This window comes from Shinella sp. G-2 (assembly GCF_050172695.1).
In the GTDB taxonomy this organism is placed as follows: domain Bacteria; phylum Pseudomonadota; class Alphaproteobacteria; order Rhizobiales; family Rhizobiaceae; genus Shinella.
In genome coordinates this window covers 56,257-79,615 of sequence record NZ_JBBEYH010000004.1, presented here as the reverse complement: position 1 = coordinate 79,615, position 23,359 = coordinate 56,257, and the positions used below count along the sequence as shown (strand labels likewise).

Annotated in this window: 19 protein-coding genes, 1 pseudogene and 1 riboswitch; of the genes and pseudogenes, 4 read left to right on the top strand and 16 right to left on the bottom strand. The window is 63.0% G+C overall.

Translation table 11 applies throughout. The features are described from left to right. Positions 1–305 precede the first annotated feature (305 nt). Positions 306–2,222: a hypothetical protein gene (locus V8U06_RS09455; protein WP_427140428.1), complete on the bottom strand. Its 1,917-nt coding sequence runs from the start codon at positions 2,220–2,222 to the stop codon at positions 306–308. A gap of 540 nt (positions 2,223–2,762) precedes the next feature. Here V8U06_RS09455 and V8U06_RS09450 point away from each other — a divergent pair. Next, positions 2,763–3,428, top strand: a pseudogene (locus V8U06_RS09450) (extracellular solute-binding protein); the annotation flags it as partial. 61 nt (positions 3,429–3,489) lie between these two features. Here the strand turns inward: V8U06_RS09450 and V8U06_RS09445 are convergent. From V8U06_RS09445 to V8U06_RS09415, 7 genes are all read right to left on the bottom strand, one after another. Continuing rightward, entirely contained in the window at positions 3,490–4,515 is a 1,026-nt protein-coding gene (locus tag V8U06_RS09445; RefSeq protein WP_427140427.1) for a LacI family DNA-binding transcriptional regulator, read from the bottom strand. A 14-nt stretch (positions 4,516–4,529) separates the two neighbouring features. Then, positions 4,530–6,230 (bottom strand): amylo-alpha-1,6-glucosidase, encoded by a 1,701-nt coding sequence (locus V8U06_RS09440; RefSeq protein WP_427140426.1) that lies wholly within the window; start codon positions 6,228–6,230, stop codon positions 4,530–4,532. A 2-nt stretch (positions 6,231–6,232) separates the two neighbouring features. Next, complete coding sequence (locus tag V8U06_RS09435; RefSeq protein WP_226920591.1) at positions 6,233–7,045, bottom strand: carbohydrate ABC transporter permease; 813 nt, start codon at positions 7,043–7,045, stop codon at positions 6,233–6,235. Continuing rightward, complete coding sequence (locus tag V8U06_RS09430; protein WP_427140425.1) at positions 7,038–7,988, bottom strand: carbohydrate ABC transporter permease; 951 nt, start codon at positions 7,986–7,988, stop codon at positions 7,038–7,040. The genes V8U06_RS09435 and V8U06_RS09430 overlap by 8 nt, the downstream gene beginning before the upstream one ends. A 91-nt stretch (positions 7,989–8,079) precedes the next feature. Beyond that, positions 8,080–9,312, bottom strand: a complete 1,233-nt coding sequence (locus tag V8U06_RS09425; protein WP_226920595.1) for an ABC transporter substrate-binding protein — start codon at positions 9,310–9,312, stop codon at positions 8,080–8,082. Positions 9,313–9,331: 19 nt separating this feature from the next. Continuing rightward, a complete protein-coding gene (locus V8U06_RS09420; protein WP_427140424.1) occupies positions 9,332–10,480 on the bottom strand; it encodes an ABC transporter ATP-binding protein in 1,149 nt (382 codons plus the stop codon). Positions 10,481–10,630: 150 nt separating this feature from the next. Further along, entirely contained in the window at positions 10,631–11,737 is a 1,107-nt protein-coding gene (locus V8U06_RS09415; protein ID WP_226920599.1) for a 2'-deoxycytidine 5'-triphosphate deaminase, read from the bottom strand. A gap of 78 nt (positions 11,738–11,815) precedes the next feature. Further along, positions 11,816–11,894: riboswitch (SAM riboswitch) on the top strand. 43 nt (positions 11,895–11,937) lie between these two features. Here V8U06_RS09415 and V8U06_RS09410 point away from each other — a divergent pair. Together V8U06_RS09410 and apaG are read left to right on the top strand one after the other, a co-directional pair. Beyond that, positions 11,938–13,122 (top strand): O-succinylhomoserine sulfhydrylase, encoded by a 1,185-nt coding sequence (locus V8U06_RS09410; RefSeq protein WP_427140423.1) that lies wholly within the window; start codon positions 11,938–11,940, stop codon positions 13,120–13,122. A 123-nt stretch (positions 13,123–13,245) separates the two neighbouring features. Beyond that, positions 13,246–13,638, top strand: coding sequence for a Co2+/Mg2+ efflux protein ApaG (gene apaG / locus V8U06_RS09405; protein ID WP_226920603.1), 393 nt, complete (start codon positions 13,246–13,248; stop codon positions 13,636–13,638). A gap of 178 nt (positions 13,639–13,816) precedes the next feature. Here the strand turns inward: apaG and V8U06_RS09400 are convergent, their stop codons facing one another. The 3 genes from V8U06_RS09400 to V8U06_RS09390 all read right to left on the bottom strand — a co-directional run bounded on the left by V8U06_RS09400 (position 13,817) and on the right by V8U06_RS09390 (position 17,133). Further along, on the bottom strand, positions 13,817–14,809 hold the full coding sequence (locus V8U06_RS09400; protein ID WP_427140608.1) for an Hsp33 family molecular chaperone: 993 nt from the start codon (positions 14,807–14,809) through the stop codon (positions 13,817–13,819). Between the two features lie 193 nt (positions 14,810–15,002). Beyond that, the gene (gene argF / locus V8U06_RS09395) at positions 15,003–15,914 is read right to left on the bottom strand and encodes an ornithine carbamoyltransferase (protein WP_226920607.1); all 912 of its coding nucleotides are present in this window, start codon (positions 15,912–15,914) and stop codon (positions 15,003–15,005) included. A gap of 28 nt (positions 15,915–15,942) precedes the next feature. After that, a complete protein-coding gene (locus V8U06_RS09390) occupies positions 15,943–17,133 on the bottom strand; it encodes an aspartate aminotransferase family protein (protein ID WP_427140422.1) in 1,191 nt (396 codons plus the stop codon). Between the two features lie 423 nt (positions 17,134–17,556). Here V8U06_RS09390 and V8U06_RS09385 point away from each other — a divergent pair, with 423 nt between their 5' ends. Next, entirely contained in the window at positions 17,557–18,096 is a 540-nt protein-coding gene (locus V8U06_RS09385) for a GcrA family cell cycle regulator (RefSeq protein ID WP_427140421.1), read from the top strand. Between the two features lie 138 nt (positions 18,097–18,234). On the opposite strand, the gene phoB is transcribed toward V8U06_RS09385, so the two are convergent. The 5 genes from phoB to pstC are packed head-to-tail and all read right to left on the bottom strand — an operon-like array spanning position 18,235 to position 23,350. Beyond that, positions 18,235–18,918 carry a phosphate regulon transcriptional regulator PhoB gene (phoB, locus tag V8U06_RS09380; RefSeq protein ID WP_134647809.1) on the bottom strand — a complete coding sequence of 228 codons (684 nt, stop codon included), beginning with the start codon at positions 18,916–18,918 and terminating at the stop codon, positions 18,235–18,237. 23 nt (positions 18,919–18,941) lie between these two features. Next, a complete protein-coding gene (gene phoU / locus V8U06_RS09375; protein ID WP_226920616.1) occupies positions 18,942–19,661 on the bottom strand; it encodes a phosphate signaling complex protein PhoU in 720 nt (239 codons plus the stop codon). A 50-nt stretch (positions 19,662–19,711) separates the two neighbouring features. After that, positions 19,712–20,527, bottom strand: coding sequence for a phosphate ABC transporter ATP-binding protein PstB (gene pstB / locus V8U06_RS09370; protein ID WP_427140420.1), 816 nt, complete (start codon positions 20,525–20,527; stop codon positions 19,712–19,714). 13 nt (positions 20,528–20,540) lie between these two features. Further along, positions 20,541–21,869 (bottom strand): phosphate ABC transporter permease PstA, encoded by a 1,329-nt coding sequence (gene pstA, locus V8U06_RS09365; protein WP_427140419.1) that lies wholly within the window; start codon positions 21,867–21,869, stop codon positions 20,541–20,543. After that, on the bottom strand, positions 21,866–23,350 hold the full coding sequence (pstC, locus tag V8U06_RS09360; RefSeq protein WP_427140418.1) for a phosphate ABC transporter permease subunit PstC: 1,485 nt from the start codon (positions 23,348–23,350) through the stop codon (positions 21,866–21,868). Before pstC ends, pstA begins: the two co-directional genes overlap by 4 nt. Positions 23,351–23,359: the final 9 nt, after the last annotated feature.

The window sequence follows — 23,359 nt, the reverse complement described above, 5'->3', positions numbered from 1 at the left end:
CTAGAGCCAAGGTGGCTGGAATAAGATGCCATCACGTTGGACACGACACACCTTTGGCTGTCGCATCGGCGCAGACTCCCGCCGACCTGGTTAAAGCACTTGAACAGAACTGCTCCATGAGCGTCGAGCGAACTATCAAGAGAGCTCGCAGATTAGCACCCCGACGTGCGACTGGCCTTGCCCTCGCCACTCTTAAGAAGCGCCCGCATCTTGCTGAAGCGATAATTTCGAAACACGGCTCAAAGATGGGAGAATTCTGGCTTGATCGTTACGACCGAGCCAAAAGAGAAATTCAGGGCAGTTGATTAAGTCTCCGGAGGCCAAAAGCGTGACATATAGCTCTGGTCGAAATCAATCTTTAGCCTCCCATTGAAAGGTTCCGAGTACTTCATGTGCAAAATGCCGGTGGTTTTATCATACCACCACCCCTGGAAAACAGCATTAGACGCTTCCAACTCAGCCAGCGTATTCCGCATGTGCCCTACGCTGACCTGTAGCACATCGTCGTAGGTGGGCAGCAACAAGCCCCGCTTTCCGAGTTCGAACTGAACGATGTTGCTAGCGCTGAAATTTTCAGTAGTAACGGCGACCTGAATAGTTCCCTTAGTGGCCGCAAGACTCTCTGCAAATGAAGCATTCCCGTTAACGAAAGAACGAAGGGGATTGTCTGTCACGAGAACACGGCTTATCGCAGCATACGGAGCCGCCGTCTCATCGATGAGAACCGGTCGCTTGTAGTAACTATGGAATTGATTTGCCTGTATCTGAAGATCGGCAATAACTTGATTCGCACCGCTAGATTTTATGATAATGCCAGCCTCAAGATTTTCCCGACTTCCATAGAACTTGTTACCAACAATCTGCTTGTATAGAGACTCTCCATTTATAACAATACATGAATTATCAAATATATTCCCACTGATAAGTGATGGCATATTATGCCCATCAACATATTCTATGGCAATTGCATTCGACCCAACGGAACTCTCTTCCCCCGGCTGACCGTTCCAAACGTGACTTCCAAGTACAGACCCCGAGGAATGTATGCGGATTGGGACAAGCCCGGTGTCGACACTACCGCCAAGGATCTCCGTGTCTGCCGTCTGCAAATCGATACCAATCCCCGTCCGCGTTACCCACGGATTATCCGCATAGCTTACAGCAAACCCTGAGATTCGGGGGTTCTGCAGCTTAACATCAGCACTGTAAGAGACAGGCCCAAGGCGGACACCGTATTCTCGTTGCCCCCAACCAAGCACTGTGGGGTTGATAAAAAACGTTTCCTGTGGGCGATTAATCAGAATACCATTGGCGGTTTGGTTGCATTGGATCGTAACGCAGTTGAGGGTAAGACCCCACAACTCGTTGGCCGAGACGTTATGTTCCAACACCGCCCGGTTTGCGGCAAAAGATGTAGACGGATCGACAATAAGTGTCCCGTTGCGGATTTCGACTCCATCACAGCCCTCAAGCGACAAAGACCTGCTGACCCGGTATTGCCGACCAAGCAGATCAAGGACGCGCTGATTGTCTCGATGGCGGGTCGCCGGTCGCGTATTGCGGAAAAACGACAGAACAGCTTGGAGCGCAGCGGTGTCATCTGCTGCCGATGCTCCTAGTTGACCGTTACCCACTGCGCCAGCCGCCAATGGCGTGATCCCGATGTCATCGACAGAGAACCACCCCCCATTATTGAACTTTATCGTGTGAGCGGGTTCGGATTCGACACGGATGAAATATGCACGACGGTCTTCGACAAACACACGACTGACAGTGGAGGGAATGTTAGCTGACGATGCTTCGGCAAACGTGGTGATGCCGAACCGACTGTCATCCCCCGCCGCTACCATTCCGGCCGTCACACCGACTCGGACAAAAAGTGTCTCCGACGTGACCTGGACCCAAGCCCTGCCAGCGGGATCCCATTGCTTCAGCACAGCCGGATCGAACGTCTTATCGAGCCAAAGCAGCGTGTTGTCGATAGGCGGCACCAAGCCGTCGACCATGTTGTCAAGGAACCCAACCGACCGCAGGGCGGCAAGAGTGATCTCAGACCAGCGCCCCCCATAGGAATTGCCGGTGCGCAAAGCACCCCGCCCGTTGAACGAGGCAAAGTGCTCGCTATCTCTAAACTCACTGGCCATAGGGATAGCTTCCGCACGGATGACCGCAGCCGCACCGAACGTTTGAAGGAAGGTCCGTCTTTGAAGGTGATCAGTCATGAAGGCTCCAATTGCTTTGGGGAGCCTAAGCAAAAAGACCTAGGTAAGGGAGCTACCAACCGCAGATTTTTTCGCTGAGCTTAACATAAGCCTCCTCGATGAAAGAGGTACTCCCTAGGAACTGCCTTATTGCTGCGCCGTATCGCGACGACGTCGTTTTTTGGTTACTTACTAATGGCGCTTCAATCGGACGCTTGAGCAAAGATCTTTGCACCTGACAGACGAAGACCTTTCTCTCGCCCATGATCTATAAAAACGGGTTAACTGCTTTAATCACCACTTTCAGGCTACCGCATATCTTCCCGATATTGGCCTTTCCGCCGCTACAACAGCGTCCAAATACTCGGTTGCGCCACCAGCGGCAGAATGTGTGTACAACCTTTCCAATAGCTTTACCGCGAAGGTCACCGAGCGTCGTCCTCAAATTTACATTCTCGCCGCCAGCTGCGTAGATTGACTTAATATAAGATTTGCTTTTTGCCATGACGGCGACTAGGCGAGCGCCCGCTCGCTGTTCTCAACGTCCAGAACGATGACAACGTTCCGTGGGCCTGGGTCACGACGGGCGTCGTCGTCAACACCGATCTTTACAAGCAGCCGGCCGACAGCTGGGGCACCGTCTTCAACCCGCCGGAGGAGCTGAAGGGCAAAATCAACATCGTTCCCGAGATGAACGATGTGATCTTCGCGGCAATCAAATATGTCGGCGGCGAGCAGTGCACCGACGACAAGGCGGTTCTCAAGAAGGTCCGCGACCTCCTGGTCGCCGCCAAGCCGTCCTGGGTCGCCATGGAATACAACACGATCAACAAGATGTCCGTCGGCGAGTTCGCCGCGACGACGACGTGGAACGGCGCCGGCCTGCGGGCGCGCCTTGCCAACCCGGCGGTGCGTTTCAACTATCCCAGGGAAGGCTTCGCCATTTCCAGCGACAACGTGGTCGTCCTGAAGGACGCCCAGAATGTCGAGAACGCCAAGCTGTTCCAGAACTTCATGATGGACCCGGAAAACGCCGCCCTGAACTCGGCCTTCCATCGCTATGCCACCGGCATTGCGGGTGCGGAAAAGTTCCTGCCCGACGACATGAAGGACGCGCCGGAAATCGTCATTCCGGCCGAAAGCAAGGCAAAGGCCGAAATGCAGCGCCTCTGCCCGCTGGCGGCCCAGGAGCTCTATACGAAGATCTGGACGGGCCTCAACAAGTAAGCCCCCGCCCTCTGACACATGCAAAGCGCCCCGGTTCCCGCGTGAGCCGGGGCGTTGTGTTTCATGCCAGCCGGTCGTCCGAGCGCTCGATCAGCTTGGGCATGATGAGCGCCTGCAAGGCCTCCGGCGGTTCGCCTTCCATGCGGCGCAGGATGTACTGGCCAAGCAGCTCGCTCGGCTCGTGGATCGGCAGGAAATAGGTGGTGATGGGCGGGGCGAAATACTGGCTGACGTTGAGATCGTCGGTCGCGTTGATGACGGCATCCCGGCCATGCACGAGGCCGCGGGCGTGGAAACCGGAGAAGGCGCCGAGCGCCGAGGCTTCGTTGGCGCAGATATAGGCCGTCGGCGGATTGGCGAGCACGGACATGGCAAGCACGTTCTCGCGGCCGAAGGCGGGGGTGAGATGGCCATGCGCGACGAGGGTCGGATCGAAGGCAAGGCCGGCGACCTCGAGCGCGCGGCGATAGGCATCGAGGCGGGTGATGGAATAGCTGAGCTCGGCCAGCGGGTTGATCAGCGCGATGCGGCGGTGGCCGCGTTCGGCAAGGCGCGCCACAGAATGGCGGATCATCTGCTCGTTGTCGGCATCGACGAAGGCATGCGGCGCATTGCGGATCGTCGTGCCGTAGGTGACGAAGGGGAAATCTGCCTCCTGCATGATGCGCACGCGCGGATCGTCGGCGCGCGTGCCGGAGACGATGATGCCGTCGGCCTTCTTCAGCGAGACGATCTGCTGGATCGTCGCAAGGCTTTCCTCGAAATTGCGCACGGCATAGAGCGAGACGCGGTAGGGGCTTTCCTCCAGCGCCCAGGAAATGCCGCTGAGAAGCTGGGCATATTCGACGCCTTCCCATTCGTTCTGCTTGGGGCCGGGCGCGGTCATGATGGCGGCGACCTGGTAGGTCTTTCCCGTGCGAAGCTGCACGCCATGCATGTTGAGCTGGTAGCCGACGCGCTCGGCAGCGGCGACGACGATGGCCCGCGTTTCCGGCCGCACCTGCGGGCTATCGTTCAGCGCCTTCGACACGGTGGCGATCGAGAGGCCCGTTTCCTGCGCGATGGTCTTGATCGTCGGTCTCTGCATCGCGTCTCGGCTCGCTACGGCTGGTTCTGGCGGAGGGAGGCGGAGAGGAGAATATAGGCGGCGGACGTCCAGGCGAAAGCCCTGTCCCGCAAGCCCCTCCCCGACTTGGCATCGAAGTTCTCGGCCATACCGTTTTTGGCGGCGAGAGAACAGAACTTTTCCGCGATCGACCGCGCAAGTTCCATCTCGCCCTGCCGGCGAAGGCCATCCCAGAGCAGCACAGTGGTGGGCGCCCAGATGGGACCGCGCCAGTAGCCGTCGTCCTCGTAGAACGGGCTTTGAGGGCTTTCCGTCGCCGGCCCCCAGTCGGTGACGAAGCCGCCGTCGGCAAGACGCGCCAGGAGCGTGTCGATCATGGCGCGCGGCAGGCTGCCGCCGAGGAGAAGCGGCATGAACTGGATGAGGTTCCGATCGGGCAGCACGCGCTCCGGATCGGCCGCTAGATGGGCGCGGAAGGTCTCGCCCGTCCAGAGCCTGTCGATCAGCATCGCCTGGAGCGCTTCAGCCTTGGCGCGCCATGCGGCGGCGCCCGCAGCATCGTCCTCCAGAAGGTTCGCCAGCGCGTCGCAGGCGAGGATCAGGAAGGTCGGCAGGTCGGGGGAGACGACGGGGCCGCCCTCGGCGAAGAAGGTGGCATTGTCCCAGCCACTGTCATTGCCGTGGAAATAACTCGGCAGGCTATCCTCGCCGGCGCGGGCGTGGGTGAGCCAGTAGTCGACCTGCCTGCCGATCCTGTCCTTGAGATAGGCCTTGCGCTCCGGCGTCAGGAAGCCGGGCTGCATGGCCTCGATCAGCGAGACGGCCCAGCCGTGCACCGGCGGCTTGGTGAAGGCGAAGAGCACGTCGCGGTCGTTGATGTAGTCCGGCAGCAGGCCGGAGGCGTCCTGGTGGTCGAAGATGACGGCGAACTGGTCGAAGGCGAGACCCGCATCGACACCGGCAACGCCGAGGGCGGAAAAGGCGTTGTCCCAGCTCCAGATGTTGATCATGTGGTTCTTGGACATGTAGATCGCCGGCCGTGTCAGCGCGCCGCCGACCGGCACGCCGTTCGCCCAGAGCAGGTAGCTGGCGAGGCGATGGGCTTCCTCCTGTCCGGCAATGGCGGTCCCCATGCCGGCGTGCCAGGTGGAGAAAGCGGTGGATGCGCCCGCCAGTGCATCGGCGAAGCGTCCAGGCTGTTCCCGGGACGGCACCGTGCGGAAGAAATCGATGCTGGCCTCGAAGGCGTCGCCGGAAAAGGCGAAGCTGACCTTTTCCGAATGATCGCGCTGCCAGGCGCCGGTGACGTCGAGCCCGCCGGCGACGGCGCGGGGAATGAACTTGACGTTCTCGACGGCGGCGACGAGGCACGGCTCGCCCTGCGGCGTGCGATAGACGTAGTCGTAGCGCGAGCCTTCGAGGTGGAAGCGCACGCCGGCCCGCGCGCCGCGCACATGCAGGCGCTCCCCCTCGCCGATGACGAAGGCGACCTCGCCCTTGCCGATGCGGACGATAAGCTGTTCGGGCGTCAGATCGAAGACGGGCGATGCCGGTTCGCCGGCTGCATCAAAGAATTCCACGCGGCAGAGACGACCGAGCGAGGGCCGCTCGTCGCCGCCGGCGACGGAGCGCAGATAGAGGGCGCGCGCGCCCTCCCCGCCCGGCACCGTCATCGTCGACAGGGTGAGGAAGCGACCCTGCCGGCTGAAGGGAATATGCTCGATATCGAACAGCATGCTCATCCCTTGACCGAGGAGCCGACGGCCCCGTCCATGATGTAGCGCTGCGCCAGGAAGAACAGGGCGAGCGGCGGCAGGCAGAGCACGACGGTGATGGCGGCGATCGACGTCACGTCCACCTCATGCAGACCCTTGAACATGGAGAGGCCGAGGGTGAGCGTGTACATGGACTGGTCGTTGAGGAAGATCAGCGGGCCGAGATAGTCGTTCCAGGCATTCATGAAGTGGAACGTGCCGACCAGCACCAGCGCCGGCATCATCAAGGGCAGGTGGATGCGCCAGTAGATGTCGAAGGCATTGGCCCCGTCCATGCGCGCGGCCTCGTCGATTTCGACCGGCACCGTCATGATATACTGGCGCAGCAGGAAGACGAAGAAGGCATCGGCGAAATAGGCGGGCACGATGAGCGGCTTCAGCGTGTTGATCCAGCCAAGCAGGTTGAACTCCATGTAGAGCGGGATCATCTTCACGTCCCACGGGATCATCATGGTGGCGAGCAGCAGGATGAAGAGCGGATCGCGGCCGGGGAACCGGAAGCGCGCGAAACCGTAAGCGACCAGCGAGGACGACAGGAGCTGGCCGATGGTGGAGAAGACGACGACGATCAGCGAGTTCGTCAGATAGGTGCCGAAGGGCTGCTTGTTCCAGGCGATGGCGAAGTTCTCGAAGTGCCACTCCGACGGCCAGAAGACCGGCGGGAACTGGTAGAGGTCGGCCTGGCTTTTGACGGCCGTCATGAAGGTCCAGTAGAAGGGCGCGATGAAGAGCGCCGAAAGCAGGATCAGCGCGGAATAAAGCAGCGTCTTACGCATTGCGGTCGCCTCCCTTTTCACGAACCTCGCCCTCGTAGTAGACCCAGGCCGACGACCAGCGCATGACCAGCAGGCTGAGCGCCAGGACGATGATGAACATCACCCAGGAGCCGGCGGCGGCGTATCCCATGTCGAAATACTTGAAGGCGTTGTCGTAGATGTACATGGCGAAGAAATAGGTGGAGCCGAGCGGGCCGCCCTTGGTCATCAGCAACGCGATCGTCAGCTGCTGGAAGGCGGCGATGATCGAGGTGATGAAGGTGAAGAGCAGCATCGGCCCGAGCATCGGCAGGGTGATGAAGAGCATCTGCGCCCAGCCCGGCACGCCCGAGACGGTCGCCGCCTCGTAGAGTTCCTTCGGAATGGCCTTCAGGCCCGTCAGCAGGATCAGCATGGTGCCGCCGAAGCCCCAGAGGCTGGCGATGATGATGGCGACGATGGCAAGGCCCGGATCGCCCAGCCAGTTCGGCCCGTCGATGCCGACGAGCGACAGCATGAAATTGAGAAGGCCGTATTCGCGGCTGTAGATCCAGCTCCAGATCGTCACCAGCGCGACGCCGGAAATGACGCTCGGCAGGTAGAAGGCCGTGCGGAAGAAGCCGCTGGCAAAGGTCGCGTGATGCAGCATCAGCGCGATGAGGAAGGACATGACGATGTTGAAGGGTACGTAGATCGCGGCGAACTTCACCGTGATCCAGAGGCTTTCCAGGAACTGCGGGTCGTCGAACAGCATCGTGCGGTAGTTGTCGAAACCGACGAAGGTGCGCTCGCCGACGACCGGCCAGTCGTGGAAGCTCATGGTGAGCGAGAAGAGGAGCGGGCCGAGCGTGAAGAACACGAAGCCCAGGATCCACGGGGAGATGAAGAGATAGGCCGTCAGGTGGCGCGAGAAGGCGGATTGCCGCTTCTGCACGGCTTCGGGCGCGGTGGTAGCAAGGGTCACGTTCACTCCCCCAGGATTTCGCACGAGAACGAAAAGGGCGCCTCAGCCCCCTTCTCCCCGGCGGGGAGAAGGGAAACAGCGGTGAGGCCGCTTACTTCATGAAGCGCTGGGAGCGCTTGACGGCATCGTCCAGATGGGTCTTCGCATTGCCCTGGTCGATCATCGTCGCCTCGATGGCGCGGGCGAGATTGTCCTGCACCTTGCCCCAGTTCTGGTTCTTCAGAAACGCGTGGGTCTCCGTGTTGGAGGTCGCGAGGATGTCGAAGAACGGCTTGTAGATCGGGTCCTTCGTCATGCCCTTCTCTTCGGCGACGCTGGTGCGGACCGGAAGGTCGTTGGTGCGCATGGCGACCGCTTCCGGCGAGGAGAAGAACTTCACGAATTCCCAGGCGAGGTCCGGATGGGCGGCATCCTTGGCGATGGACATGGCCGAAACGCCGAGCGCCGAATGCGCCGGCTTGTCGCCGAACTTCGGCAGCGGCGCGACGCCATAGGCAAAGCCCGCGGCATCGATGCCGGCCTTGGACCACATGGCGCTCTGGAACATGGCAATCTTGCCGCCCTTGAAGAGCGTGCTGCCCGAGGTGTCGTCGCCGAGGTTGAGCGTGACGGCCTCTTCCTTCTTGGCCATGTCGCCGAACATGTCGAGGACCGCAGCCGCCGCATCGCTGTTCATGTAGCCGTCGATGGTCTTGCCGTCGTCGGAAATGTACTTGGTGCCGTTCGACCAGAGGAACTGCTCGAAATCGTACGGGTCCGGCTTGGCGTCGACCGCGAAACCGTAGACCTTGCCTTCCTTGTTGCGGAACTTGGCCGCCTTGGCGCGCAGATCGTCCCAGGTCCAGCCGTCCTTCGGCTCTTCGACGCCGGCCGCCTTGAACATGTCCTTGTTGTAGAACACGACCTGGGTGGTGAAGCCCGCCGGCATGCCGTAGGTCTTGCCTTCGACGCGGGTGGTGTTCATCAGCCCCTGCGGAATGTCGTCCGGCTTGATCTCGGCGGCGTCCTTGGCGATCAGGTCGTCCAGCGGCATCAGCGACGTATAGTATTGCGGGAAGTTCCACATATACATGACGTCCGGCGGGCTACCGGCGCCGAAGGCGGCGACAAGCTTCTGGTCGTAGCCGTCGGCATAGGGTTCGACCTGAACCTTCACGCCCGGATGCTTCTCCTCGAACTTCTTGGCGATGGCCTGCTGGATGGCCAGGCTCTCGTCGGAATCCCAGGTGGCGAAGCGGATGGTCTCGTCCGCCCGGGCGGTGGCGCTGCCTGCCAAAACGAAGGCGATCAGCGAGCCGGCGATCAGTGTCGTGTTCTTCCTCATTCTCTTCCTCCTTGACGGGTCACGCGACCCGCTTCCCCTTTTCATTGACGATGAGCGCCTCGGTCTCCGCATCGAGCCGGCGGCGCACCGCCTGACCTTCCGCATCGAACAGGTAGCAATGCTGCGCGGGCAGGCGCAGGTGAACCGTTTCGCCGTTCGCGACCGGATGGGTGCCGCGCACCACGGCGGTGAAGTCGCGGCCGTCCTCGAGGCTCAGATGGACGTGGCTTTCGGTGCCGAGCCGTTCGACGAGGCGCACCGTGCCGGCCAGGGCGCCCTCGCCGGCCGGAACGATCTCCACCTTGTCCGGGCGGATGCCGAGCGTGACCTTGCCGTCCCGGGCGAGCGTTGCCGCACCTTCCGCCTCGAAGACGACAGGCTGCTTGAGGCCGCCGCCCGAAAGCGTGACATGCGCGCCGTCCTGAGCGGCGACCGTCGCCTCCACGAAGTTCATGCGCGGCGAGCCGATGAACCCGGCGACGAAGAGATTGGCGGGCTGGTAGAACAGCTCCAGCGGCGTGCCGAACTGGCTGACCTTGCCCTTGTCGAGCACGACCACGCGGTCGGACAGCGTCATCGCCTCCACCTGATCATGGGTCACATAGATCATGGTGGCGCCGAGGCGCGCATGGAGCGCGGCAAGCTCGACGCGCATGGTGACGCGCAGGCCCGCGTCGAGGTTCGACAACGGCTCATCGAGCAGGAACAGCTTGGGCTCGCGCACGATGGCGCGGCCGATGGCGACGCGCTGGCGCTGGCCACCGGAGAGCTGGCGCGGCTTGCGGGCCAGAAGCTCCTTGATGCGCAGGATTTCGGCAGCGTTGTCGACGCGCCGGTCGATCTCGTCCCGCTTCATGCCGTTGAGCGCGAGACCGAAGGAAAGGTTCTTGCGCACGTTCATGTGCGGATAGAGCGCATAGTTCTGGAAAACCATGGCGATATCGCGCCTGGCGGAAGGCACGTGGGTGATATCCCGCTCGCCAAGGCGAATGGCCCCGCCATCCAGTTCCTCAAGGCCGGCAATGGAGCGCAGGAGCGTGCTCTTGCCGCAACCGGAAGGGCCGAGGAAGCAGACGAACTCGCCATCGGCAATGTCGAGGTCGATGCCCTTCAGCACCTCCAGAGCGCCGAAACCCTTGCGGAGATTTTCGATACGGATCGATGCCAACGGTGTCCTCCCCTGTCGGCGAAAGGCGCTTGCTCCTCAGCTCACGCCGCCACGTGTTAAACGTTTATATCATAATAAAAACGTTTAACTTAATTTGTAAAGGGAAAAATGAAACACGCCGGAAGGACCGGACGACGGGCGGAAAACCCGTCAGCCGGCGCGGAAGTGCTTGGAAAGTTTCAGGCCCTGCGCCTGGTAGTTCGAGCCGAGGCCCGAGCCATAGAGGCCTTCCGGCGCATCCAGCATATGCTCATAGACGAGACGGCCGACGATCTGGCCGTGTTCGAGGATGAAGGGCACTTCATGGCTGCGCACTTCCAGCACCGCGCGGCTGCCGGAGCCGCCGGCCGGCGCATGGCCGAAGCCCGGATCGAAGAAGCCGGCATAGTGCACGCGGAACTCGCCGACGAGCGGATCGAAGGGCGTCATCTCGGCCGCATAGAGCGGCGGCACATGCACCGCCTCGCGCGAGACGAGGATGTAGAATTCATCCGGATCGAGGATCAGCTCGTTGCGGCCGCGGCTGAACAGCGGCTCCCAGAAATCGAAGATGTCGTGCTGGTTCTTGCGGTCGACATCGACGACCGATGTGTGATGCTTGCCGCGGTAGCCGATGAGGCCGTCCGGACCGGTACCCTTGAGGTCGATGGAAAGCGCGATGCCGCCGCCCGAGACGTTCGGCGTCTCGCTGGCGACCAGCGTGTCGGATGCATGCAAAGCGACGAGTTCGCTTTCGCCGAGCAGGGCATTGCCCCTGCGGAAACGGATCTGCGACAGGCGCGAGCCGCGGCGCACGACGATCGGGAAGGTGCGCGGCGAGATTTCGAGATAGAGCGGACCGGAATAGCCGGCCGGGATCTTGTCGAATTCCTGCGCGCGGTCGGTGATGACGCGGGTGAAGATATCGAGGCGGCCGGTGGAGCTTTTCGGATTGGCCGAGGCGGCAAGTTCGGCCGGCAGGTCGAGGCTTTCCATCAGCGGCACGATATAGACGCAGCCCGTTTCCAGCACCGCGCCTTCCGTCAGGTCGATGACATGAAGCTGCAGCCGGTCGAGCTTGTCGGCGACGAGATGGGCCGGGCCGGGCAGGAAGCTGGCGCGCACGCGGAAGGCCTTCGCGCCGAGGCGAAGGTCGAGGCTGGCCGGCTGGATCTGGTCTTCGTCCAGCGCCGCCTCGCTTTTCAGCCGCCCGCCATCGAACAAGCCGCGAATGGCGTTGTCCGCCAGAATGCCCGTGCTGCGCGTCGCAGAAGCCATGATCCTACCGTCCTGTCAGAGGGCTCGCACAAAACCAAATGCCGGCAATTGACGCAAGCGTGGGCGCGCAGTATTAGCAGATTATCCCGTGGTGATTTGGCCGGCCGGCTTGCAGCCACGTAAAACAAGTAGCTAAAAAGGCCGGGTGACAAACCGGCCTGCTTACGCGGCCGGTTTTTTTGTTTGAAGGCGACAATCACATGAGCAAGTCCTGGCGCCCGGCCACCCAACTCGTCCACGGCGGAACCACCCGCTCCCAGCATGGCGAAACCGCCGAAGCGATCTTCCTGACGCAGGGTTTCGTCTATGACACCTCGGCCGCGGCCGAAGCCCGCTTCAAGGGCGAGACGGACGGTTTCATCTACGCGCGCTACGGCAGCCCGACCAACGACATGTTCGAAAAGCGCATGTGCATGCTGGAAGGCGCCGAGGATGCCCGCGCCACCGCATCGGGCATGGCCGCCGTCTCCGCCGCCATTCTCTGCCAGCTGAAGGCCGGCGACCACATCGTCGCGGCCCGCGCGCTCTTCGGCTCCTGCCGCTGGGTTGTCGAGACGCTGGCGCCGAAATACGGCATCGAATGCACGCTGATCGACGGGCGCGACCTTTCCAACTGGGAAAAGGCCATCCAGAAGAACACCAAGGTGTTCTTCCTCGAAAGCCCGACCAACCCGACGCTCGAGGTCATCGACATCGCCGGCGTGGCGAAGCTCGCCAACCAGATCGGCGCCAAGGTCGTCGTCGACAACGTCTTCGCGACGCCCCTCTTCCAGAAGCCGCTGGAACTCGGCGCGCATGTCGTCGTCTACTCGGCCACCAAGCATATCGACGGCCAGGGCCGCTGCCTTGGCGGCGTGGTGCTCTCGGACAAGCAGTGGATCGACGAGAACCTGCACGACTACTTCCGCCACACCGGCCCCGCCATGTCGCCGTTCAACGCCTGGACGCTGCTGAAGGGCATCGAAACGCTGCCGCTGCGCGTCAGGCAGCAGACGGAGAATGCCAGCCGCATCGCCGACTTCCTCGCCGACCAGACGCAGGTTGCGCGCGTGATCTATCCGGGCCGCAAGGATCATCCGCAGGCCGACATCATTGCCAAGCAGATGTCGGGCGGCTCGACGCTCGTCTGCTTCGAGTTGAAGGGCGGCAAGGATGCAGCGTTCGCCTTGCAGGACGCACTTGATGTCGTGAAGATCTCCAACAATCTCGGCGACGCCAAGAGCCTGATCACCCATCCGGCAACGACGACGCACAAGAACCTGACGGACGAGGCACGCGCCGAACTCGGCATTTCGGCCGGCACCGTGCGCTTCTCCGCCGGCATCGAGGACAGCGACGACCTGCTCGAGGACTTCGCGCGTGCGCTCTCCAAGGTCGGCGCGTGAGCCCACGCCATTAAGGTAAACAATAGAAGGCGCCAGCCGAAGAGGCTGGCGCCTTCTTTGCATATTCTTGACGAAGCCACATTCCTGTAGAATAGCTGAATATAATCAGTTCAAGGCTTGCCCATGTATCGTGCGCTGACCCGCGACATCGAAGTGACCGTAGAGCCATATTATCTGGCCGATCAGTCCGATCCCGACGACAGCCGCTATGTCTGGGGATACCGGGTCGTCATCTCCAACCATTCCGACCTCGCCGTGCGGCTCGTGACGCGCTATTGGCACATCACCGATCAGAACGGGCAGGTGGACGAGGTGAACGGGCCAGGCGTGATCGGCGAACAGCCGACGCTCAGGCCGGGCGATACCTACGAATATTCCTCCGGCTGCCCGCTGGAAACACCGTCCGGCATCATGTTCGGCCGCTACCGCATGGAAGCGGAGAACGGCGAGGCCTTCGACGTCGCCATTCCGGCCTTCTCGCTGGATACGCCGGGGCAGGTCCGGATTCTGAACTAGACTTCAGGACCGAGAGCCCTTTATCCGCCTGCCCGCCCCCCTGTTGCCCGGAGGCGATGAAAACAGGCAGGACCGGTTTCCCGACATCATCAGCATCGGCAAAGGATGAAACAAAGCATCCTTCCCCCCCAACGCAGGGAGAAGATGCAGAATGAGGGGCAAAGCCCCTCACTCCCTTTTACTGCGGCAGCACTTCGGCCGCCTCGAAGCGGTAGGTGGTCGAGCAGAATTCGCAGGTCACCGCGATCTCGCCCTTGTCGTCCGCCGTATGGGCGATCTCCTCGGCGCTGAGGCCGGAGAGAACGGTCTTCAGCTTCTCGCGCGAGCAGGAACAGCGGTCGAAGACCTGTTGCGGCTGGTAGACGCGCACGCCCCGCTCGTGGAAGAGGCGGAACAGCAGCCGTTCGGTGCCGACATTGGGATCGGTCAGCTCGTCGGCATCGATCGTCTCGACCATGGCCTTCGCTTCAGCCCAGTTGTCGTCATCGTCGATCTTGTGGCCGACATCGTCGCCGTCACCGCCCGGAAGGTCGGCCTGGCGCATGCGCTCGGGCGCCTGCGGCAGGAACTGCGCGACCATGCCGCCGGCGCGCCAGCGGTGACGCGCCTTGCCGGCCTCGTCGCGGTCGTAGAGTTCGGCGACGCCAAGGCGCACCTTGGTCGGGATCTGTTCCGACTGGCGGAAATAGACGCCGGCGATCTCTTCCAGCGTATGCCCGTCGAGCGGCACGATGCCCTGGTAGCGCTGGGTGTGCGGCCCCTGGTCGATGGTGAAGGCGAGGATGCCCTTGCCGAGCAGCTCATGCGGCTCCGTCTTGCCCTCGGCGACGGCGGCATCGAGCGCCGCCTGGTCGAAGCGGGCATAGGCGCGCACATCCTGCGGCGCGGCGAAATCGGCGACGAGCAGGTCGACGGGGCCGTCGCCCTTGGTCTGGACGATCAGCTTGCCCTCGAACTTCAGCGAGGTGCCGAGCAGCACCGTCAGCGTGATCGCCTCGGCGAGAAGCCGGGCGACGGGCGCGGGGTAATCGTGCCGGCCGAGAATGCCGTCGAGCATCGGGCCGAGCTGCACGGCACGGCCGCGCACATCGAGGCCTTCCACCTGGAACGGCAGGACATGGTCGTCACCGGAAAAACCGGGTTCGCCGAGTTTCAGGGCATTTTCTGCCATCATCGTTTCGCTCCTTGCACGCCGCCACGCAGCGGGCCAAGCGCCCCGCCGCGTCCGACAGCGTCTATCGTGATTTCGCGCTCCCTGCCGCCCGATCATTCCATACCGGGCGGACAAGCGCCAGAGACGACGCCATAAGGCGCCGCGTGTCGGTCCCTAGATCGTGCGGGGTCCCGCGTTTTTCAAGGCCGCGTCAGACGACGCCGAAGCACCAGGCGAGGATCGACTTCTGGGCGTGCAGGCGGTTCTCCGCCTCGTCGAAGACGACGGACTGCGGACCGTCGATCACCTCGTCCGTCACCTCCTCGCCGCGATGGGCCGGCAGGCAGTGCATGAAGAGCGCATCCTTGTCGGCGCGCGCCATCAGCTGCTTGTTGACCTGATAGGGCTGGAAGATGTTGTGGCCGCGGGCGCGGTGTTCCTGGTTCATCGACACCCAGCAGTCGGTGACGATGAGGTCGGCGCCGTCGGCGAGCGCCTCCGGGTCATGGCCGAGCAGGATGTCGCCGCCATTGTCGCGCGCCCAGTTGAGAATCTTGTCGTCGGGTTCGGAGCCCATCGGCACGGCCATCTTCATCTTGTAGCCGAAGCGGGCCGAGCCCTCGACGAAGGAGTGCAGCACGTTGTTGCCGTCCCCCATCCAGGAGAAAGTCTTGCCCTTTGCCGAGCCGCGATGCTCCTCGAAGGTCATGACGTCGGCCATGATCTGACAGGGATGGGTGAGATCCGTCAGGGCGTTGATGACGGGCACGGTGGCATGCTCGGCCAGCTCCAGCAGGCGCGCATGGTCCGTCGTGCGGATCATGATGGCGTCGACATAACGCGACAGGACCTTCGCCGTGTCGCCGATGGTCTCGGCGCGGCCAAGCTGCATTTCCGTGCCCGACAGGAACAGCGTCTCGCCGCCGAGCTGGCGCATGCCGACGTCGAAGGAGACGCGCGTTCGGGTAGAGGGTTTCTCGAAGATCATCGCGAGCATCTTGCCGGCGAGCGGCTTTGCTTCGGTGCCGGCCTTGCTGGCGGCCTTTCGCGTGTGCGCATCGTCCATGATGGTGCGGAGATCGCTTTCCGAAACGGCGGAAAGATCGAGAAAATGCTTGGCCATGATGTGTCCTGTCTGTCCCAGTCCCTGCTCAGGCGGCCTTGGCGGCCGTGAGCTTCTCCGCTGCCCGCTCGATGCGGGCCAGCCCCTCGCGCGCCTCTTCCGCCGTGACGGTCAGCGGCGGCAGGAGGCGCAGCACGTTGTCGCCCGCCGGCACGCCGAGCAGCTTTTCCGCCCGCACGGCCTTCAGGAGATCGGCAACCGGCCCCTTGGCCTTGATGCCGAGCATCAGGCCTTCGCCGCGCACATCCTCGATCACATCGGGGAAACGGTCCTTCAAGGCGGCGAGGCCCTGGCGGAAGACGAGCGCCACGTCGCGCACATGCTGCAGGAAGTTCTCTTCCAGCACCACGTCGAGCACGGCATTGCCGACCGCCATGGCGAGCGGGTTGCCGCCATAGGTGGAGCCGTGCGTGCCGGCGACCATGCCGGCGGCGGCCTCGTTCGTGGCAAGGCAGGCGCCGAGCGGGAAGCCGCCGCCGATGCCCTTGGCGACCGCCATGATATCGGGCGTGACGCCGGCCCATTCATGGGCGAAGAGGCGGCCCGTGCGGCCGACGCCGGACTGCACCTCGTCGAGGATGAGCAGCAGGCCGTATTCGTCGCAGAGCTGGCGCAGCTCCTGCAGGAATTCCTTCGGTACCGGGCGGATGCCGCCCTCGCCCTGCACCGGCTCGATCAGGATCGCCGCCGTTTCCTCGGTGATGGCATCCTTGACGGCCGCGATGTCGCCGAAGGGCAGCTTGAGGAAGCCGGGCGCCTTGGGGCCGAAGCCCTCGATGTATTTCTCCTGACCGCCGGCCGCGATGGTCGCGATGGTGCGGCCGTGGAAGGCGCCATCGAAGGTGAGGATATGGTACTTGCCGGGATGGCCCTTGGCGAAATGGTAGCGGCGCGCGGTCTTGATCGCGCATTCCAGCGCCTCGGCGCCCGAATTGGCGAAGAACACCTTGTCGGCGAAGGTCGCGTCCGTCAGGCGGCGCCCGAGGCTTTCCTGGCCGGGGACCTCATAGAGGTTGGACAGGTGCCAGACCTTGTCGGCCTGATCCTTCAGCGCGGCGACGAGATGGGGATGGGCATGGCCCAGCGAGGTGACGGCGACACCGGCGGCAAAATCGAGATATCGCTCGCCATCTTCGGCGACGAGCCAGACGCCCTCCCCGTGCGTGAACCGAAGAGGTGCACGCATATAGGTTTCATAGAGCGGCGCGGCATCGGCCATGGCGCGGATCCTCCGAAAAGAGATGCGGAAAAACAGGTCTCGATCTTGACTTTCCCGGTCGCCCGAAAAATCAAAAGCCGCCTTTCGGCGGCATGCGGCACTATCGGCATTTCACGCCGGCCTGTCAACAAAATCGCGGCCCGAAACGGCGCTGAACCTCCCGCAAGGTGAGGATTCGCGAGACACGCGGAAGGTGTCTCTATCGAGTCACACCAGACCAGCAAGTTGGGGAAAACTTAGAAATCGATTCGCGCCGATTCCCCCGACTCTTGTCACAGAGTCCACCGGTCTCTAGGTTAAAGACCAATTACTAGACTGCATGCGGCGGAACTAGTCACCAAAAGAGTTGAGGCGTTCAGGTTCCGGATTCATCCGGGACGCGACGAGGGATTCCCGCATCGAACGCCGAGCGGAGACGAAAGCATGAACTGGACAGACGAGCGCGTCGAGAAACTCAAGAAGCTCTGGAGCGAGGGCCTCAGCGCAAGCCAGATCGCGGCACAGCTTGGCGGCGTCAGCCGCAATGCCGTCATCGGCAAGGTGCACCGGCTGAACCTGCCGGGCCGCGCCAAGGCCGGCGGCACGCAGACCGCCGCCCGCCCGAAGCGCCCGGCGGCGGCCGCCGCGCCGCGCCCGTCGAACTTCACGGCCCGCCCGGCTGCCCCGCGCGCCGTCGCCCGCCCCACCGGCAACGCGCTGCCGAAGGAAGACATGGACGCCGATTTCGACGTGCAGAGCGAACGGCTTCCGGTTCCGGCCAATGGCAACGGCACCGTCGTGCCGATGTCGCGCAAGCTGGAACTGACGCAGCTGACCGAGCGCACCTGCAAGTGGCCGATCGGCGACCCGCTGAACGACGACTTCCATTTCTGCGGCAACGAGTCCCCGGACAATTCGCCCTACTGCACCTATCACCAGCGCCTCGCCTACCAGCCGTCCGCCGAGCGGCGCCGGATGCGCTGATCAGTCATCGATAGCAAGATGCAATACGGGCCCGAAAGGGCCCGTTTTCGTTTGGGGACAAGGCCGGGGAACGGAACCCCCAAGACGCAAACAGGCCCCGCAGGGCCCATTTCCGTCCTTGGGAGGAATTTCGTCCGCTCAGGTTTCCAGCGAGTAGCCCGCACCGCGAACCGTGCGGATGACATCCTGCATGTTGGCGAAATTGAGCGCCTTGCGCAGGCGCCCGACATGGACGTCGACCGTGCGTTCGTCGACATAGATGTCATGGCCCCAGACGCCGTCCAGAAGCTGCGAGCGCGAGAAAACGCGGCCCGGCGAGGTCATCAGGAACTCCAGCAGGCGGAATTCCGTCGGGCCGAGGCGTACTTCGCGGGTGCGGCGGTGGACGCGGTGCGTCTCGCGGTCGAGTTCGATATCGCCGCAGCGCAGCACCGTCGAGACGACCTCGGGCTTGGCGCGGCGCAGCATGGCGCGCACGCGGGCGACCAGTTCCGGCGTCGAGAAGGGCTTGACGACATAGTCGTCCGCGCCGGTGGCAAGACCGCGCACGCGCTCGCTCTCCTCGCCGCGCGCCGTCAGCATGATGATCGGCAGGCGCTCGGTTTCCGGGCGCTGGCGCAGGCGCCGGCACAGTTCGATACCGGAGACGCCGGGCAGCATCCAGTCGAGGATGAGCAGATCGGGCATGCGCTCCTGCAGGCGCATCTCGGCTTCGTCACCGGAGAGGATCGTATCGACCTCGAAGCCTTCCGCCTCGAGATTGTAGCGCAGGAGGACGCTGAGCGCCTCCTCGTCTTCCACGACGGCTATTCTGGGCACCATGGAGTTTGAACCCTGCTTCTCTTTTACTCGGTGACGTCGGCGGCGACCACGGAGGTCGACGTGTCGTCCTTCGGGCGCTCGCCTTCCGGCTGGGAGCCGGTCGCCATGTAGTAGATGGTCTCGGCGATGTTGGTCGCGTGGTCACCGATGCGCTCGATGTTCTTGGCGCAGAACAGGAGATGGGTGCAGGGCGTGATGTTGCGCGGGTCTTCCATCATGTAGGTCAGGAGTTCGCGGAACAGCGAGGTGTAGATGGCGTCGATCTCGTCGTCGCGCTCGCGGATGGCCTTGGCCTTGTCCACCGAGCGGGTGGCGTAGACATCGAGCACTTCCTTCAACTGCATCAGCGCCAGTTCGGCCAGGTGCTCCAGGCCGCGGGCGAGCTTGCGGGGCATGCCCGAGCTCTGCACGGCGATGACGCGCTTGGCCGTGTTCTTGCCGAGGTCGCCGACACGCTCCAGTTCGGCGGCGATGCGGATCGCGCCCATGATCTCGCGCAGGTCCGCCGCCATCGGCTGGCGCTTGGCGATGGTGACGACCGCCTTGTCGTTGATCTGGCGCTCGGCAGTGTCGAGGATGACGTCCTCGGAAATGACCTTCTGGGCAAGGGCCGCGTCCGTCGTGACGAGGGCGCGCACGGAATCGGCCACCATCTGCTCGGCGGTGCCGCCCATTTCGGAGATGCGGCGGGAGAGGTACTTCAGTTCTTCGTCGTAGATCGAGACAATATGGGTCGATGACATGGTTCTGTCCTTAATGCACTCGGTTTCAGGGATGCCTGGCGACGGAAGCGTCAGCCGAAGCGGCCCATGATGTAGTCCTGGGTGCGCTGGTCATCCGGGTTGGTGAACATCTTGTCGGTGTCGTTCTCCTCGACGAGGTTGCCGAGATGGAACATGGCGGTGCGCTGCGAGACGCGGGCTGCCTGCTGCATGGAGTGCGTCACGATGACGATGGTGAAGTTGGCGCGCAGCTCGTGGATCAGTTCCTCAACCTTGGCGGTCGCGATGGGATCGAGCGCCGAGCAGGGCTCGTCCATCAGGATGACTTCCGGGCTGACGGCGACGGCGCGGGCGATGCACAGGCGCTGCTGCTGGCCACCGGAAAGGCCGGTGCCGCCTTCCTGCAGGCGATCCTTCACCTCGTTCCACAGGCCGGCCTTCTGCAGGCTCGACTCGACGATGCCGTCCATGTCGGCCTTCGTCCTGGCAAGGCCATGGATGCGCGGACCGTAGGCGACGTTTTCGTAGATCGACTTCGGGAACGGATTCGGCTTCTGGAAGACCATGCCGACGCGGGCGCGCAGTTCGACGACGTCGATCGACGGATCGTAGATATCGTCGCTGTCGAGCGTGATGCGGCCGGTGACGCGGCAGCCGTCGATCGTGTCGTTCATGCGGTTCAACGTGCGCAGGAAGGTCGACTTGCCGCAGCCCGACGGGCCGATGAGGGCCGTCACGGTGTTTTCACGGACATTCAGGTTGACGTCGTAGAGGGCGCGCTTCTCGCCGTAATAGACCGAAACGTCCTTGCCGATCATCTTGTAGGAAATGTCGTTCATTTTCTTGTCCAGCGCTTTCTCGACTGCTGCTTCTGACATCATGTTCATAGGATCGGTCCTTCTACCAGCGCCGTTCGAAACGGCGGCGCAACAGGATGGCGCCAACATTCATGAGGATAAGGAAGATGAGGAGCACGATGATCGCGCCCGACGTGCGCTCCACGAAGGCGCGCTCGGCCTCGTTCGCCCACATGTAGATCTGCACCGGAAGGGCCGTCGCGGGATCGAGCGGCGTTGCCGGAACGTCGGCGACGAAGGCGACCATGCCGATGAGGAGCAGTGGCGCGGTTTCGCCAAGCGCATGGGCGAGGCCGATGATCGTGCCGGTGAGGATGCCGGGCATGGCGAGCGGCAGGACGTGATGGAACACGGTCTGCATCTTGGAGGCGCCAAGGCCGAGGGCTGCCGACCGGATCGACGGCGGCACGGCTTTCAGGGCGGCGCGGGTCGCGATGATGATCGTCGGCAGCGTCATGAGCGTCAGCACCAGGCCGCCGACGAGGGCCGCCGAGCGCGGGAAGCCCGCGAAGTTGACGAAGACGGCAAGACCCAGGAGACCGTAGACGATGGACGGTACCGCGGCGAGGTTGTTGATGTTCACCTCGATCAGGTCCGTGAAGCGGTTCTTCGGAGCGAACTCTTCCAGGTAGATCGAGGCGGCGACGCCGATGGGCAGCGAGAGCACGAGCACGATCAGCATCATGTAGAGCGAGCCGACCACGGCGACGCCGACGCCTGCCGCTTCCGGACGGCTCGACGCGCCGTTGACGAAGAGGCCGGTGTTGAAATGCTTGGCAAGCGCGCCGCTTTCGGCAAGCTGGTTCATCCAGCCGACCTGCTTGTCGGAGATCTTGCGGTTGCCTTCCGCGACGGAGAGGTCGATCTGGCCCTTATAGGCCGAGTCGAGATCGCCATGGGCGAGGAACGTCACCGTCTGCGTGGTGCCGATGATCGACGGATCGGCAACGACCATGTCGCGGAACTGCACGCGGACGCTGTCGGAAATCATGCCGTTGACGGCCTTGAGACCGGCGCGATCCTTCTCGTCGACGCCGAGCACCTTGGCGAGCGCATTGCGGGCGACGACCGGGTAATTGGCCGAAACCAGTTTCTGCGGGTTCGTGGCGCGCTCGTTGTTCTTGTCGATGATCTGTTCCGAGAACTCGACCGGAATGCTGATCATCGACTGCTGGAAGGCGGTGTAGCCCTTGGAGACCACCGAGAACAGCAGCAGGAACAGGAAGAGAAGACCGAAGCCGATGGCGGCCATGCCGAAGAAGCGGAAACGGCGTTCGGCGGCGTAGCGGCGGCCAAGGCCGATATCGCGGCGCTCCGGCTTGGCGGAAACGCCAAGGGCGGCCATCGAAGGGCTGGTGGAAACCTGGCTCATTCGTACTGCTCCCGGTATTTGCGCACGATGTAGAGGGCGTAGATGTTGAGGCAAAGCGTGATGAAGAACAGCGTGATGCCGAGCGCGAAAGCCACCAGCGTCTGAGGCGAGGTGAATTCGAGGTCGCCCGTCAGCTGGTTGACGATCTTGACCGTCACCGTCGTCATCGGCTCGAAGGGATTGAGCTGCATGCGGGCGGCAACGCCGGCGGCCAGCACCACGATCATGGTTTCGCCGACGGCGCGCGAGGCGGTCATCAGCAGAGCGCCGACGATGCCCGGCAGGGCGGCCGGCAGGATGACGCGCTTGATCGTTTCCGAACGGGTGGCGCCGAGGCCGAGCGAACCGTCACGCAGGGCGCGCGGCACGGCGGTGATGATGTCGTCCGACAGCGAGGAGACGTAGGGGATCAGCATGATGCCCATGACGAAGCCGGCCGTCAGAACGCTCTGCGCCTGGATGAAGTTGGAATAGTTGCCGGTGACGAGACCGTTCAGCTGGGCGGAGATATCGCGCAGGAACGGGCCGACCGTCACAAGGGCGAAGAAGCCGTAGACGATGGTCGGGATGCCGGCCAGCACTTCGAGCAGCGGCTTGGCCACCGAGCGAACGTGACGCGAGGCATATTCCGACATGTAGATGGCGGCGAAGAGACCGACCGGCACGGCGACCAGCATGGCGACGAGGCCGATATAGAGCGTGCCGGCCAGCAACGGGATCAGGCCGAACTGGCCGGCCGAAGCCGTCGCCCCCGCCGCGGCGAAGCGCGGATCCCAGACCGTGCCGAAGAAGAATTCCCAGGCCGGCACCATGTTGAAGAAGTGCACGGCTTCCGTGAACATCGAGGTGACGATGCCGACCGTCGTCAGGATGGCGATCGACGAGGCGGCGATCAGGCCGACCAGCATCACGCCTTCGACGCGGTTGCGGGCGCGGAACCTCGGCGTGATCGAGCGATAGGCGAGCAAGGCGCCGGCGGCGGCCGTGAGAACCGCAACGACCGACAGCCAGGTGTTGCTGTTCGTCGTCATGCGGTTGAGGTCGCCGGCGGACTTCAGCATGTAGGGCGCCGGCTCGGCGGCGAGCGGCACGCCCTTGGCGGCCAGGATGTCACGGGCGGCCGCGCCCTCCTTGAAGAGGGCCTCGCGCTCTTCCCCCGTCAGCACCTTGAAGCCGCGGGCGATGGCGCTGATCATGTTGTAATTGAGGTTCTGCGTCGCCTGCGGCTCGGCCTTCACCTCTTCGGGGAAGCCGGCGCGAACGGTCGAGCTGATATACATCGGGCTTGCGATAACCCAGACGAACAGGACGACGACCGCCGGAAGCATGGCCCAGATGGCGACGAAGGAGCCGTAATAACCCGGCCGAGAATGCAGGTTTGAAAGCTTGCCGCCGGCAAGCGCGTTGGCGCGCCAGCTGCCGATAAGATAGCCCACGACGCCGATGGCGGCGACGATGAGCAGAAGAAGGGAAATACTCATTGAGGAAAT